Below are 13,519 nucleotides of genomic sequence, written 5' to 3'. Positions count from 1 at the left end.
CTTACAAAGCCTCCCCGCGTTTGATTTCGTGCTCGATTTCTTCCTGCGCCTGGCCCCATTGCTCAACGAACTGGCGCCGACAGAGTTCAAACAGCGACAGGCCCGTCACCAGCACAAAACCGGCGCCAAACCAGCTGCTGAGCTTGGCCGCATTGACGGTTGCACCCAGAAATTCCATCTCGGGCCCAAGCGCCGCGTTGAGCTGCAGGTGGTAGAGCATCTCCACCATGGCTGCCGCACCAAACAGCGCCACCAGCGCTGTGCCGCCAAGGGCCAGGTACGCTGGCAACAATGGCCGAAGCTTGCCGTACTTGGCCACGCGCAGATTCATCATGATCAGGCTGGCGACTCCGCCCGGTGCGTACATCACCATGAACAGAAACACCAAGCCGAGGTAGAGCAGCCAGGCTTTGGACAACTCGGACAGCAGCACCGACGCCAGCACCAGCAGCACGCCGCCGATGATCGGGCCAAAGAAGAAGGTGGCGCCCCCGAGGAAGGTGAAAAGCAGGTAACCGCCCGAACGCACCATGTTGACGCTGTCGGCACCGGTCACGATTTCGAAGTTGATGGCCGCCAGTCCACCCCCAATGCCGGCGAAGAAGCCTGCAACGATGAAAGCAAAGTAGCGCACCCGCTGTGTGTTGTAGCCGATGAACTCCACCCGTTCCGGGTTGTCGCGCACGGCATTCAAGATGCGGCCCAGGGGCGTCGCCGTAAATGCAAACATGGCCGCAGTGCAGACAAAGCAGTACACCGCAATCAGGTAGTACACCTGAATGGCCGGACCAAAGGTGATGCCGAAGACCGACTGACCATAGACACGATTGGTGGTCACGCCGCCTTCGCCACCGAAGAACTCGGGGAACATCAGGGCCATCGATGCGACCAATTCGCCGATACCCAGCGTAATCATCGCAAAGGTGGTGCCCGACTTTTTGGTGGTCACAAAACCGAGCAAAACGGCAAAGAACATGCCTGCGAGCCCACCCACCAACGGGATGAGCACCAACGGAATCGGCAACTTGCCATCTGCGGCCAGATTCATGGCATGGATGGCGATGAACGAGCCCAGGCCCGTATACACCGCATGACCAAAGCTCAGCATGCCGCCCTGCCCCAACAAGATGTTGTAGCTCAGGCAGATGATGATGGCGTAGCCCATCTGCGACAGCATGGTCACCGCCAGACTGCTGGTAAACAGCATGGGCAGCACGATCAATGCAACGGCAAACAGCGACCAGACCAGATAGCGCCCGATGTTGAGCGGGCGAAACCTGTAGTACGCGGTGGGGCCAGCAGCGCGTTCGGGCGAGGTAGTGGATTGGGTCATAGCGTCAATCCTCGCGCGTGCCAAGGAGGCCTCTGGGGCGGAAGATCAAAATCAGCACCAGGAAAAGGTACGGAAGAATCGGTGCTACCTGCGACAGAGTCAGCTTGAGCACAGGCCAGCCAAACGTCTCCGGCGACACCCCAATGCCCATGCCCTGCAGCGCAGTAGCCAGCGAGTAGTCGATGGCGACGGCAAAGGTCTGGACCAGGCCGATGATCAGCGACGCAAGAAACGCCCCCGCGAGCGACCCCATGCCGCCCACCACCACGACGACGAAGATGATGGAGCCCACCGAACCAGCCATGGCAGGCTCGGTGATGTAGGTGTTGCCACCAATAACGCCAGCCAAACCCGCCAGCGCGCAGCCTCCGCCAAACACCAGCATGAACACGCGCGGCACGTTGTGGCCCAGCGCCTGCACCATCTCAGGGTGCTTGAGCGCGGCCTGAATCACCAGACCAATGCGCGTACGGGTGAGCAGCAGCCATACGGACACCAGCATCAGCAGCGCGACAAGCATGATGAATGAACGCGATTTGGGAAACTGCGTGCCGTAGATCGTGAAAAGTGGCCCTTGCAACTGCTCAGGCAGGCCATAGGGCACGGTCGAGCGGCCCCAGACCAACTGGACGAGCTCCAGAATGAGGTAAGACAATCCAAAAGTCACCAACAGTTCAGGCACATGGCCAAACTTGTGTACGCGTCGCAGGCTGTAGCGCTCGAACAGGGCTCCCAACACGCCAATGGCGAGCGGAGACAGCACCAGCGCCGGCCAGAACCCCACCAAGCCCGAGAGCGTGTAGGCGAAGTAAGCCCCCAGCATGTAGAAGCTGGTGTGCGCAAAATTGAGCACGCCCATCATGCTGAAGATCAGCGTCAGGCCCGAGCTGAGCATGAACAGCAGCAGGCCATAGCTCACCCCATTGAGCAGGGAGATCGTAAAAAACTCGGCGTTCATTGAAGTGTCTGGATGGGATCAAAAAAAGAGGCCCGAGATCGGGCCTCTAGTACCGTGGCAACCGCTTCAGGAAGGACGCTTCATCTGGCAAGACGTGGGCGTGCTGGCCACGTAGGGCTCGTAGTACTTCACGGGCACAAAGGTGTAGCCCGTGTTCTCGGAGTCGATCGGGTATTTGCCCCCCGCCTTTTCCCACTTGGAAATGAACAGGCCTTGCTGCAACTGGTGGTCAGTTTTGCGCATTTCCACCTCGCCGTTGAAGCCCTTGAATTTCATGCCTTCCATGACCTTGGCGACCTTCACCGGATCGGTCGACTTGGCCTTTACGAACGCGTCGGTGAGCATGGCAAAGCCGTTGTAGATGGCGTCGGTGTACATGTCATCGTTGAACTTCTTCTTGTAGTCCTGCGTGATCTTGTTGATTTCGCCTGGCATGTTGGCATGTGCGTACGACACCATGTACACGCGGCCAGCAGCGCCCGCACCCATGGCGGTCGGACTGCCGGTCACAGCACCGTAATAGGTGTAGAAATTGACGTTGTTCAGGCCGGCATCGTTGGCTGCCTTGATGAGCAGCGCCAGGTCGGAACCCCAGTTGCCGGTAATGACGCTGTCAGCGCCCGACTGCTTGATTTTGGCGATGTAGGGCGAAAAATCGCGCACCTGCGCCAGCGGATGCAGGTCGTCACCGACGATCTCGATGTCGGGGCGCTTGCGCTTGAGCATCTCTTTAGCGTATTTGGAGACCTGGTGGCCGTGCGAGTAGTTTTGGTTCAGCAAATAGACCTTTTTGATCTCTGGCTGGTCCTTCATGTAGGTCGTCAACGCCTCCATCTTCATCGAGGTGTCGGCGTCCAGTCGGAAGTGCCAGTAACTGCACTTGCTGTTTGTAAGATCTGGGTCCACTGCGGCATAGTTCAGATACAACACCTCTTTTCCGGGGTTGCGCGCATTGTGTTTTTCCAAAGCATCAATAATCGCCAATGCAGGACCGGAGCCGTTGCCCTGGACCACGTAGCGGGCTCCCTGATCCATGGCCGAGCGCAGCGCGCTGGTGGTTTCCTGGGGGCTCAACTTGTTGTCGATGCCGATGATTTCGTATTTCACGCCGGCAGCGTTCTTTTTGTTGAACTCCTCCGCCATGAACTGCCAGCTCTTGAGCTGATTGGTTCCAACAGCAGCCATCAAGCCCGATAGCGGGTCCAGCCAGGCGATCTTCACGGTCTCGCCTTTTTGGGCAAATACGCCGCCAGCGCTTGCCAGCAGGATGGATGCAGCTACTGTTTTGATTGCAAAATTCATCGGTTGTCTCCTGTTGAAATATCTTGGTTCAGCCTAACCGCTGGTGCTGCGAAAGCGGTCAGGGATTGCCCCTATCCGCTATCACGCGTGCGACTTTGCCCAGCGCTCTACTCCGCTTTAGATGCCCGGCAGCCGATAGTCCTTGAGCTGTTCACGCAGGCGGGTCTTGAGCATCTTGCCCGTCGCGCCCAAGGGAATTGCGTCGACAAACACCACGTCGTCAGGGATCTGCCATTTCGCGGTTTTGCCCTCATAAAACGCGAGCAACTCCTCTCGCGTGAGTTCGGCGCCGGGTTTGAGCGTGATCGCTACGATGGGGCGTTCATCCCATTTGGGGTGCGGCATACCGATACACGCCGCCATGGCCACGGCCGGATGCGCCATGGCGATGTTCTCGATGTCGATCGAGCTGATCCATTCGCCGCCTGACTTGATCACGTCCTTGCTGCGGTCCGTGATCTGCATGAAGCCGTCGGCATCAATGGTGGCGACGTCGCCCGTTGGGAACCAGCCGCGACCCTGCGCATCCTGGATGAGCGGATTCTCTCCCTTGTAGTAACTTTCAATGATCCACGGACCACGCACCAGCAGGTCGCCGTAGGTTTTGCCGTCCCAGGGCAGCTCCTTGCCGTCGCCATCGACGATCTTCATGTCCACGCCATAAATGGCTCGACCCTGCTTTTGCAGGATCTTCATTTGCTCATCTTTGGGAAGTTCGAGTTGCTTGTTCTTGAGCGTGCACAGCGTACCCAGCGGGCTCATCTCCGTCATGCCCCAGGCGTGCAGCACCTCCACACCGAACTCGTCCTGGAACGCTGTGATCATTGCCGGTGGGCAGGCCGATCCGCCAATGACGGTGCGTTTGAGCGTGCTGAACTTAAGGCCTGCGGGACGCAGATGGCCCAGCAGCATTTGCCATACCGTCGGTACGCCAGCTGCATAGGTCACCTTCTCGGCTTCGATCAGTTCGTAAATTGACTTGCCATCGAGCGCCGGGCCTGGGAATACCAGCTTGCAGCCGGTCAATGCGGCCGAATACGGAATGCCCCAGGCATTGACGTGGAACATGGGCACCACAGGCAACACAGCGTCGCGAGCCGAGAGGCACATGACGTCGGGCAATGCCGCAGCGTAGGCGTGCAATACGGTGGAGCGGTGGCTGTAGAGCGCCGCCTTGGGGTTGCCGGTTGTGCCGCTGGTGTAGCACATGCTGGACGCAGTGTTTTCGTCAAATTGCGGCCAGGCGTAGTCGGAAGATTTCGCACCAATCCAGGTTTCGTAGCTCACCAGTCCGGGTACTCCGCTGTCCGCCGGCAGGCGGTCTGGGTCGCAAAGCGCAACCCATTTTTTTACGCCGGCGCACTTGGCATGCACGGCCTGCACCAGAGGCAGGAAGGTCAGGTCAAAGCAAAGGATCTGGTCCTCCGCGTGGTTCATGATCCAGGCAATCTGCTCGGGGTGCAGGCGCGGATTGACCGTATGTACCACCCGCCCCGAGCCGCTCACACCAAAGTACATCTCCATGTGGCGGTAGCCGTTCCAGGCCAGGGTGGCGACGCGATCACCAAAAGCCAGACCCGCCTCGTCCAGAGCGTTGGCGAGCTGGCGGGATCGCGCGGCCAGATCACGGTAGGTATAGCGATGAATGTCTCCCTCGACGCGGCGCGAGACGATTTCTCCGTCTCCATGGTGGCGCTCGGCAAACTCAATCAACGAGGAAATCAAGAGTGGCTGACTCTGCATTAAACCCAGCATATGTGCTCCTTTTAACGATCCGTATCACACAAACAGAACCATCCTAACGGGTGAACTTGCCGCCCGCACCAATGATGGTCAAATCTACGAAGCGTGAACCCTGGCGCGCTCCCTTGCCAAATCCACCTCGAATCCCCCCACATCGAACCGCTGCATAGATTCCATGGCCTGGATGAAGCGGGGCCGGGTCAGGTCCCTGCCCGCACGGCGCAGGCCCTCGACCATCACCTTGGCATTGATGAAGGTCTCCAGTCCTATAAAAGACACCGTCGCTTCCATCCCGGCCTTTTTCAGCACCTCGCGATACTCCCGCGCGACAGGCATGCTCTGGCTCCATGGGAACGGTACTACCGATGTGACCACCACCCCGATGCCATCCGGTCCCAACGCCTGAATGGTGGACTGCGATCCCATCACCGAAGTCGTGTAGAAGCGGGCTGCGCGGCTCACCTTGCGATAGGCCTTGATGAAAGCGACCGTCGGCGCGCCGGCTGTGATCATGATGATGGCGTCGGGCTCTGTGGCGCTCAAAATCTGCACCGCCTGCTGCACGTCGGACGAATCGGCCTGAATGGGCGCGTCCGAGTGCAGCTTGAGGCCGCGCTTTTCCATGGACTTGCGTGCACCGGCCAAGCCATCCTTACCGAACCCGTTGTTCATCCACAGCACAGAGATGCGCTGCACGCCCAGGGTGGTCAGGTGTTGCACCAGCTTTTCCACCTCGTCACCATAGCTGGCGCGGACGTTGAAGACATGGTTGATGGGTGGCTCTCGCAGAAGATCGGCTCCCGTGAAGGGCGAGATCAGCGGAACTGGCGGGTTCTCCTTGGCCAACAACGGCAGCACCGCCCCCACATTGGCCGTACCCGTCAGGTTGGCGAGGGCAAAGACATGGTCTTGCGCAATCATCTTGCCCACCAGGCGCACCGAGTTTTCTGGCTTGTAGCCATCGTCTTCGGTGACCATTCGAATGCGCCGTCCGTGCACGCCACCCTGGGCGTTGACGCCATCGATGTAGGTCTTGGTAATGTTCACCAGTTCGGGGGCCATGGCTGCCAGTGGGCCGGTCAGGCCCAACGACTGGCCGATGACGATTTCGCTGTCGGTGACGCCCGGACTCGCACGGAGCGCACCCCAGGGGGCCAGCAGTGCCAGCGAAAGCAGCATACCCAGCACACACCTCTTTTTCGGCATTTCTGTCTCCGTTTCATTGGGCCGCTATGGCATCACACCCGACGCAAGGGCTGCGCAGTGTGCGTTGCCGGGCGTGGAAATCCAACACCTGTCGCCTGCCTGACATTTACAGCGGGTTTTCCCGCGCTGGCACCCAGGCATGCCGTGACAATCCAGCCATGTTTTCCACCAGCCCTTCTGCGGAACGCTTCATTGCCTGCCAGCCCTGGTTTGCCTCCGTGCCAATCGATCTGCAAGAAAGGCTGCGCGATGGCGTGTATTCCACTGAAGGTGCCAAGGGCGAGGTCATGCTGCGTGCAGGGTCCGCCGTGGAGGGTTGGCACGCCGTGTTGTCGGGCCTGGTCATGCTGCGAAGCCCTGAATCCAGGGGGCGCGCATCGGCGTTCATCGGCGTGTCCGACGGCGACTGGTTCGGTGAAGGCTCTGCCATGAAGCCCGAGCCGCGCAGGTATGACGTGGTGGCCCTGCGCCCTACATACATGCTGTGCCTGCCCCTTCCCCTGTTCGCCGCCCTGCGCGAGACCAGCTTGGCATTCAACCAGTTTCTGGTGCTGCACATGAACATGCGGCTGGGCCAGGCCATGGCCATCATTGAAGCCGGTCGCATGCGCTCAACAGAACACCGCGTGGCGCTGTACCTCAGCCGTCTGTTCTGGCGCAGCACGCGCAGGCTCAACCTCACCCAGGAAGAAATCGGCCAGTTGTGTGGGTTGTCGCGCCAGACCGTCAATCGCGTGCTGCGCGGCCTGGAGGCATCAGGCATTGTGTCCTTGGACTTTGGGCGAGTGGCCATCGTGGACGACGACGCGCTGGCGGCGCATCTGGCTGCCACAGCCGGCGACTGAAGTCCCTGCGGCTCCGCCCCACTCCTGGCCCATGCGCAAATCAGGAGGACGCGCATCAGATACGCTGATCGCTTACAGGGGATAAGCGAGTGCACGGCAGCTTTTGCCGCGGCTGGTTCGATACCCATATCGTAGGCGTCCTCGGGCGACTCCAACACGGGGCGCGCGGCCCCGCGCGTTTCAATCTGCCTCTAAGACAGCGGGTCTTTGCCCGGAAAGCCAATGCGCAAAATCAGCCGGTGCCATGGCCGCAGAGCAGAGATAGCCCTGATAGTGGCTGCACTGCAGAGTCTGCAAGCTTGCCCGCTGGGCCTCGGTTTCCACCCCTTCGGCCACCACGTTGAGCTTGAGCGCCTGACCCAGGTGGATGATGGCGCTGACGATCGCGCGATCCCCTTCGTCGTCTGGCAATCCACGGACGAAGGACTGATCGATCTTGAGCTTGTGGATTGGCAAATTCTTGAGGTATGCCAAGCTCGAATAGCCGGTACCGAAATCATCAATCGCCAACGCGATACCCAGTTCCGCAAGCGCCTGCAAGCGCTGCGCGGCCTCTTCGGCGTCCTGCAGAAGCATGGATTCCGTCAGCTCCAGCTCGAGCAGCTGGGCTGGCAGCTGGGCCTCTTGCAGCACGCGGGCAATTCGTTCGACAAAATCGGGCTGGCGCAATTCAAGCGCTGAGACATTGACCGATACCACGAGCGAATGCCCTCCCCGCATCCAGCGCGCGGCTTCCTTCACCGATTGTTCAAGCACCCAGGCACCCAGGGTGATGATGTAACCCGTGTCTTCTGCGATCGGAATAAACGTAGCTGGAGAAATCGGGCCAAGTTCGTCGTCCGTCCAGCGCAGCAAAGCCTCGGCCGCCACGATGGCCCCCGACGCCGTGTCGATCTGAGGCTGGAAGTGGACCTGCATGTCATTGCGCCCCAAGGCTTGCCGCATTGCATGCTCCAGCTGCATGCGCGCCAGCAGATTGGCGTTCATCTCGGGTTGGTAAAAGCCAAAATTGCCACGCCCGCGCTCTTTCACCCGATACATCGCGGTGTCCGCATGCTTGATAAGCTCGTCGAGCAGTCGACCATCCTGCGGGAACAAAGAGATGCCCATGCTGACCTGAATGGAAAAACTGATACCGTCGAGAGCGAAAGGCTGTTGCATCTCCTGCAGCATGCGCCGCGCGACATGCTCGGCTGTGGCCCGATCACTCGCGTGCAGATAGACAACGAATTCGTCTCCGCCCAGACGACACAGCATGTCAATTTGACGCAGACAGATCTGCAAACGCGCAGCCACCAGCCGCAGCACGCGGTCGCCAAAGGCGTGCCCCAGCGAATCGTTGATGACCTTGAACCGGTCCAGATCCAGCTCCAAAATCGCAAAACCTGCCGACCCAGGGCGCGCAGCGCGCAGCGCGGACTCCACGCGCTGGGACAATTGCAAGCGGTTGGGCAAACCGGTCAGAACATCGTGGTACGCAAGCTCGTCAATGCGCTTTCTGGCGGCATGCTGCTGTGTAAGATCGCGCACAAAGCCGATGCTTTGCTCAGGGGTTCCGTCGGCGCCCCGCAGCACCACCCACGCCAGTTGCACGGCGCACGGCGCTTCTGAGTCGCGCGTTAAGGAAAGTTCACCATTCCAGACACCAGTACTCTGCCAGGCAAGTTCTATTTGCTCGGTCCAATCCGACCCCAAAGGACTGAACAGTGACTCTACACAGCGGCCCAGCAGTTGCGCCATAGGCAAGCCGGTGAGGCGCTCGAACATCGGATTCACCTGGGTAAGCATCCTCCTGGCATCAGTAAAGAAGATGGCATAGGGACTGGCTTCGAAGGCAACAGCCGCCATGCGCAAGGCGGTTTCAGACTGTGCCTCTTCGGTGATGTCGCGAAACGAAAACACCCGGCCGGTGACGCTGCCATGACTGAGCTGCGGCACACTGCGGCGCTCGACGATCTGTCCGCCTTGAAGTTGCAGCACGTCGCGCGTGGGCGCGCGCGGATCTTCCTGCATTTGTGCAAGCTGAGCATGGTAGGCAACAGAATCTTGCACCCGGCCGGCCAGAAAAGCGTGCAAGCTCGCGTCATCGCGCTTGAGTAGCAGCGATTGCGGGATATTCCAAATGCGCACCAGGCGCTGGTTGAAGGCGCGAATCCGACCATCGAGCCCACAGACCAGAATGCCGTCGGCCACCGAATCCAGCGTGGCGCGCAACTCCGAGAGCAAGCGCTCCAGCTCATGTTCTGCGCGCTGGTGCTCGCTGCAGTCGACCATGGTCACCAGCATGGCGCCCAAACCCGGCGCCATGGCGAGCGGTGTCACGCGACGCATCACGGGCAGCAGTTCACCGTCGGCACGCAGCACGGCCGAAAGAGATTCAATGCCGTCAGCCACCACCAGCCGGGTGTCGGCCCAGAACGCCTGGTCCTGCGGCGTTGCCGCAAAGCGCTCCACGGCAGCGCCCAGCAGTTGTTCGCGCGGCAAGCCCAGCAATCGACCGGCAGCGAGATTGGCAAACACAATGCTGCGCGCGTCGGCGTCAACCACCCACACGGCTTCCTGCAGGTCGTCAAATGCGCCGTACCAGGCAGGATCAATGGCCAGGTGCATCACGGATTGGCCTTGAGGCCTTGCGTATCGACAGCGCGCTCAAAAAAGTAACAAATGCGCTTGCGCGGTGAGAGGTAGTCCAGCGCCTCGCGCGGCAACTGCGTCGGCTTGAGGCTGCGACGAATGCCAAGCTCGGGAACCGTTTCCAGGTCAAGAATGAGCGCTTCTTCTTTGGGCACTGCCGGATCGTGTACTACCACCCGCGGGCGCAGCGGCCGAGAAGAATTAACCGACACCACGATGGCATAGCGGTCGTTGACCAGCTGCACGATCGAGCCGGGTGGATAAATGCCCATCATGCGAATGAAAACACCCAGAATCTGTGCGTCGAACTTCGCCTTGTGCTTGGCAAACATGAGCGACAGCGCTTCGTGCGGCGTCAATGCCTGCGCGCCGTGCATGGGATTGCAAAGGCGATCGTAATAATTCACCAATCCGACGATGCGCGCGGCACCGCCGATGGCTTCGCCACGCAGCCCCTCAGGAAACCCGCTTCCATCGGCCATTTCGTGGTGCTCTGCAATGCCCCTCAGGATGGAAACAGGCAGACCCATGCGCCGGGCGATGGCCACCGAATGGCTCACGTGCTTCTGATAGCCGAGCAGATCGCCAGCCGTCATGTCTGCCGTGCGCACCCATTGGTGCGCCGGCATGCGGGTTTTGCCCAGATCATGAAACAGGGCCGTCAAGCCAATCTCGCGCAGCGCATCGGGACCCACGCCCTGGGCCTTGCCCAGAAGCAGGCTGAGAACCATCACGTTGACGGGGTGCAACACGTTGCGTTCGCCTACCCCTTCAGAGAGCAGCCGAATCACCGATTCCCCATTGACCAGCAGCTCATCGACACAGCCACCCACCAAAGACTCGCCCTGCGATCGGGCCTCTGAAGGCTCCTTGTCAGCCATTGGACCGAGGCGCAAACACGTACGGGTGGCGGAAAGAAAGCGTTGATCGCATGCAGCCAGGGCGTCGTGCTGCGCCTGCAATTGAGCCTTGAGCACGTTGATCTCGTCGCTGCGCGCGGGGCGCAAGGCCGCAGATGCTTTTTCTGTCCGATCCGCTGGTTCGATTTCATCTGGCGTCGCCCGTTGTTGAAATTCCAGATCGCTCTTGGCCGGCAGGTAGCGGATGCTCTTTAAATCGAGGCTGCGCAAAGTATCAATCTGCGCCTCTGAAGAAACACGAAAGCTTCCCACCGGAAACGGATGCTGCATCCACCCGAGATCGAGCTGGATAAACATGCCAACGCGCAGTTGGTCGATGGGGATGACAACGAAGGTGCTCACCGAAAGGCCTTCCCGCCAAGGACGGGTGATATGAGACCCATTATCAGGCGACAAAAACCAAAATGTCGCTCGTTTGTCCTCCAACTGCGGCGCCAGCGCAACAGCGGTGCGGATACTTTGCTATTGACAAATGAGCGATGGGCGGACCACGAGATCGTGCCAAAGCGCCCATCCGGCCACACCACACAACAGGAGCCCGCCCAGGCGCGTCCCCCAGTCGGCGCGCGCACGGTTGAGTCGCTGGCGCAACCCAAGCCATGCCCAGGGTCCGACAATCAGCCACACACCACTGCCGGCAGCAAACAAGGCCATGGTGATGGCCCCCTGGACCGGACCACCGCTCAAAGCCGCTACCAGCAATGCCGAATACAACAATCCGCAAGGCATCAAGGCCCACAGAAAACCGGTGACAAATACGCCGCCTGGTGCACCGATCAGGGGGCGAACGCGGGTCCAGAGGGCGCGGCCTGCAGACTCCACCCAGGCAGGCTGGCGCGCCAAAAGGAGCATCATCAGGCCCCATGCCAGTACAGCGACGTGCATGAACGTCCAGGCCGAACGCATGGCATGTGCCTGCTGAGTGACCCAGGAAAAGCTCTGCATCGCCACGGCCACTGCCGCACCTGCACTGGAATATCCCGCCAGGCGACCGAGGTGATAGGCGAGCAATCGGCGCAAGGCGACGCCTCCGCTTGGGTGCCAGTCAACAACTTGCTCGGTGGCCGTTAAGGCCGGCGCAACGCGCGCGCCCACCTGGACCACGGCACTGCAAGGGGCTGCGCACATGACCAGGCAGTGCGAGCCGCCCACCAGGCCCATCGCCAGCGCAGTCCAGGCCAGCGCGCCCAGCACGTCAGATGATGCGCGAGAAGCGCGCTCGATTGCGGTCGGACTGTAGGTAACGGTCGAACACCATGGCAATTCCGCGTACAAAATACCAGCCCATGGCTGTGACCTGGACGCCTTCCGTACTCAGCTCCACCAGGCCCTGTTGTTCCATTTCAGCGAGCTGCTCAAGTTCGCGAGCGAAGTATTGGCGGAAATCAATCAGCCACGACTGCTCCACCGACTCGATGTTCAGCTCGCCCTGACACATCAGCGCCATGATCACCGCGCGGCGAACCAGATCGTCTCGCGACAGCGCCAGGCCGCGCACGATCGGCAAGTGGCCTTGGTTCAGCAGGTCGTAATATTCTTCGAGCGTCTTGGCGTTCTGGCTGTAGGTGGCACCCACTCGGCCAATGGCAGATACCCCAAGTGCAATGAGGTCGCAGTCTGGTTGCGTGCTGTAACCCTGAAAATTGCGGTGCAGTCGTCCCTGGCGCTTGGCGACGGCCAGCGCATCATCGGGCAAAGCAAAGTGGTCCATGCCCACATAGACATAGCCGGCTTCGATGAAAGCGTCGAGCGAACGCGAAAGCATGGACACCTTGGCCGAGGCCATGGGCAAATCTGCCCAGACAATGCGGCGCTGCGGCTTGAACCGCTCGGGCAGATGCGCGTAAGCGTAGAGCGCAATGCGGTCCGGTCGCAATTCGTTGACCTGCGCTAGGGTGCGGTCGAACGAGTCGGGCGTCTGCTTGGGAAGACCGTAGATCAGGTCTACGTTGATGGAATCGAACCCTATGGAACGCGCCGATTCCACGAGTGCAAACACCTGCTCTGCGGGCTGAATGCGGTGTACCGCCTTCTGGACTTCAGGGTCGAAATCCTGGACACCGAAACTCAGGCGGTTGAAGCCCAGTTCCGCCAGCACCTTGAGGCGCCCGGCGTCCACCGTGCGTGGGTCAACTTCGATCGAATACTCCCCACCCGCCACCAGCGTAAAACTTCGGCGCAAGGTGTCCATCAGCTCACGCAAGCCGTCGTCGGACAGAAAGGTGGGGGTGCCGCCGCCCAGATGCAATTGGCTCACGATCTGGCCAGAACCACAATGCGCCGTGTGCAGATCCACCTCACGGCTCAAATAGCGCAGGTAAACATCGGCCCGATCATGGTGCTTGGTGATGATCTTGTTGCAGGCGCAGTAATAGCAAAGCGACTCGCAAAACGGAATGTGCACATACAAGGACAAAGGCATCGCCTTGGCGGCGCTGCCAAGGTGGCGCTGTTTGAGTGCCAGTACGTAATCGTCTTCGCCAAAAGCCTCGACGAAACGGTCCGCGGTCGGGTAAGAGGTGTAGCGCGGACCGGAGACATCGAAACGGGTCAGCAGTTCGGGCGTGGCAACGGTCAT

The 13,519-nt window shown here is 60.2% G+C and carries 10 protein-coding genes; 1 reads left to right on the top strand and 9 read right to left on the bottom strand.

The annotated features are described in order from the left end of the window. Position 1 precedes the first annotated feature (1 nt). The 5 genes from C6571_RS16360 to C6571_RS16340 form a co-directional block, all read right to left on the bottom strand. Positions 2-1,333 (bottom strand): branched-chain amino acid ABC transporter permease, encoded by a 1,332-nt coding sequence (locus tag C6571_RS16360; protein ID WP_106447628.1) that lies wholly within the window; start codon positions 1,331-1,333, stop codon positions 2-4. A 4-nt stretch (positions 1,334-1,337) separates the two neighbouring features. Then, a complete protein-coding gene (locus C6571_RS16355; protein ID WP_106447627.1) occupies positions 1,338-2,291 on the bottom strand; it encodes a branched-chain amino acid ABC transporter permease in 954 nt (317 codons plus the stop codon). A gap of 66 nt (positions 2,292-2,357) precedes the next feature. Then, positions 2,358-3,593: a branched-chain amino acid ABC transporter substrate-binding protein gene (locus C6571_RS16350; RefSeq protein WP_106447626.1), complete on the bottom strand. Its 1,236-nt coding sequence runs from the start codon at positions 3,591-3,593 to the stop codon at positions 2,358-2,360. 117 nt (positions 3,594-3,710) lie between these two features. Next, positions 3,711-5,348 (bottom strand): 3-(methylthio)propionyl-CoA ligase, encoded by a 1,638-nt coding sequence (locus C6571_RS16345; protein ID WP_106447625.1) that lies wholly within the window; start codon positions 5,346-5,348, stop codon positions 3,711-3,713. Positions 5,349-5,432: 84 nt separating this feature from the next. Next, positions 5,433-6,542, bottom strand: coding sequence for an ABC transporter substrate-binding protein (locus tag C6571_RS16340; RefSeq protein ID WP_106447624.1), 1,110 nt, complete (start codon positions 6,540-6,542; stop codon positions 5,433-5,435). 158 nt (positions 6,543-6,700) lie between these two features. Between C6571_RS16340 and C6571_RS16335 the strand changes: the two genes are divergently transcribed. Continuing rightward, the gene (locus C6571_RS16335) at positions 6,701-7,387 is read left to right on the top strand and encodes a Crp/Fnr family transcriptional regulator (protein WP_106447623.1); all 687 of its coding nucleotides are present in this window, start codon (positions 6,701-6,703) and stop codon (positions 7,385-7,387) included. Between the two features lie 180 nt (positions 7,388-7,567). Here the strand turns inward: C6571_RS16335 and C6571_RS16330 are convergent, their stop codons facing one another. The 4 genes from C6571_RS16330 to hemN all read right to left on the bottom strand — a co-directional run bounded on the left by C6571_RS16330 (position 7,568) and on the right by hemN (position 13,519). Continuing rightward, positions 7,568-9,997 carry a sensor domain-containing protein gene (locus C6571_RS16330; RefSeq protein WP_106447622.1) on the bottom strand — a complete coding sequence of 810 codons (2,430 nt, stop codon included), beginning with the start codon at positions 9,995-9,997 and terminating at the stop codon, positions 7,568-7,570. Next, positions 9,997-11,283 carry an HD-GYP domain-containing protein gene (locus C6571_RS16325; protein ID WP_106447621.1) on the bottom strand — a complete coding sequence of 429 codons (1,287 nt, stop codon included), beginning with the start codon at positions 11,281-11,283 and terminating at the stop codon, positions 9,997-9,999. The genes C6571_RS16330 and C6571_RS16325 overlap by 1 nt, the downstream gene beginning before the upstream one ends. A 120-nt stretch (positions 11,284-11,403) precedes the next feature. Next, a complete protein-coding gene (locus C6571_RS16320; RefSeq protein ID WP_106447620.1) occupies positions 11,404-12,135 on the bottom strand; it encodes a sulfite exporter TauE/SafE family protein in 732 nt (243 codons plus the stop codon). Position 12,136: 1 nt separating this feature from the next. Further along, the gene (hemN, locus tag C6571_RS16315; RefSeq protein WP_106447619.1) at positions 12,137-13,519 is read right to left on the bottom strand and encodes an oxygen-independent coproporphyrinogen III oxidase; all 1,383 of its coding nucleotides are present in this window, start codon (positions 13,517-13,519) and stop codon (positions 12,137-12,139) included.

It is taken from the genome of Simplicispira suum, assembly GCF_003008595.1.
GTDB classification, from domain to species: Bacteria; Pseudomonadota; Gammaproteobacteria; order Burkholderiales; family Burkholderiaceae_C; genus Simplicispira; species Simplicispira suum.
This window is presented reverse-complemented; position numbering and strand designations above follow the sequence as displayed.

Bases quoted from the DNA above. Each gene is read 5' to 3' on its own strand.
- C6571_RS16340 (WP_106447624.1), bottom strand. From the start codon at position 6,542: ATGCCGAAAAAGAGGTGTGTGCTGGGTATGCTGCTTTCGCTGGCACTG.
- C6571_RS16360 (WP_106447628.1), bottom strand. From the start codon at position 1,333: ATGACCCAATCCACTACCTCGCCCGAACGCGCTGCTGGCCCCACCGCG.
- C6571_RS16330 (WP_106447622.1), bottom strand. From the start codon at position 9,997: ATGCACCTGGCCATTGATCCTGCCTGGTACGGCGCATTTGACGACCTG.
- C6571_RS16350 (WP_106447626.1), bottom strand. From the start codon at position 3,593: ATGAATTTTGCAATCAAAACAGTAGCTGCATCCATCCTGCTGGCAAGC.
- C6571_RS16335 (WP_106447623.1), top strand. From the start codon at position 6,701: ATGTTTTCCACCAGCCCTTCTGCGGAACGCTTCATTGCCTGCCAGCCC.
- C6571_RS16345 (WP_106447625.1), bottom strand. From the start codon at position 5,348: ATGCTGGGTTTAATGCAGAGTCAGCCACTCTTGATTTCCTCGTTGATT.
- hemN (WP_106447619.1), bottom strand. From the start codon at position 13,519: ATGACCGTTGCCACGCCCGAACTGCTGACCCGTTTCGATGTCTCCGGT.
- C6571_RS16355 (WP_106447627.1), bottom strand. From the start codon at position 2,291: ATGAACGCCGAGTTTTTTACGATCTCCCTGCTCAATGGGGTGAGCTAT.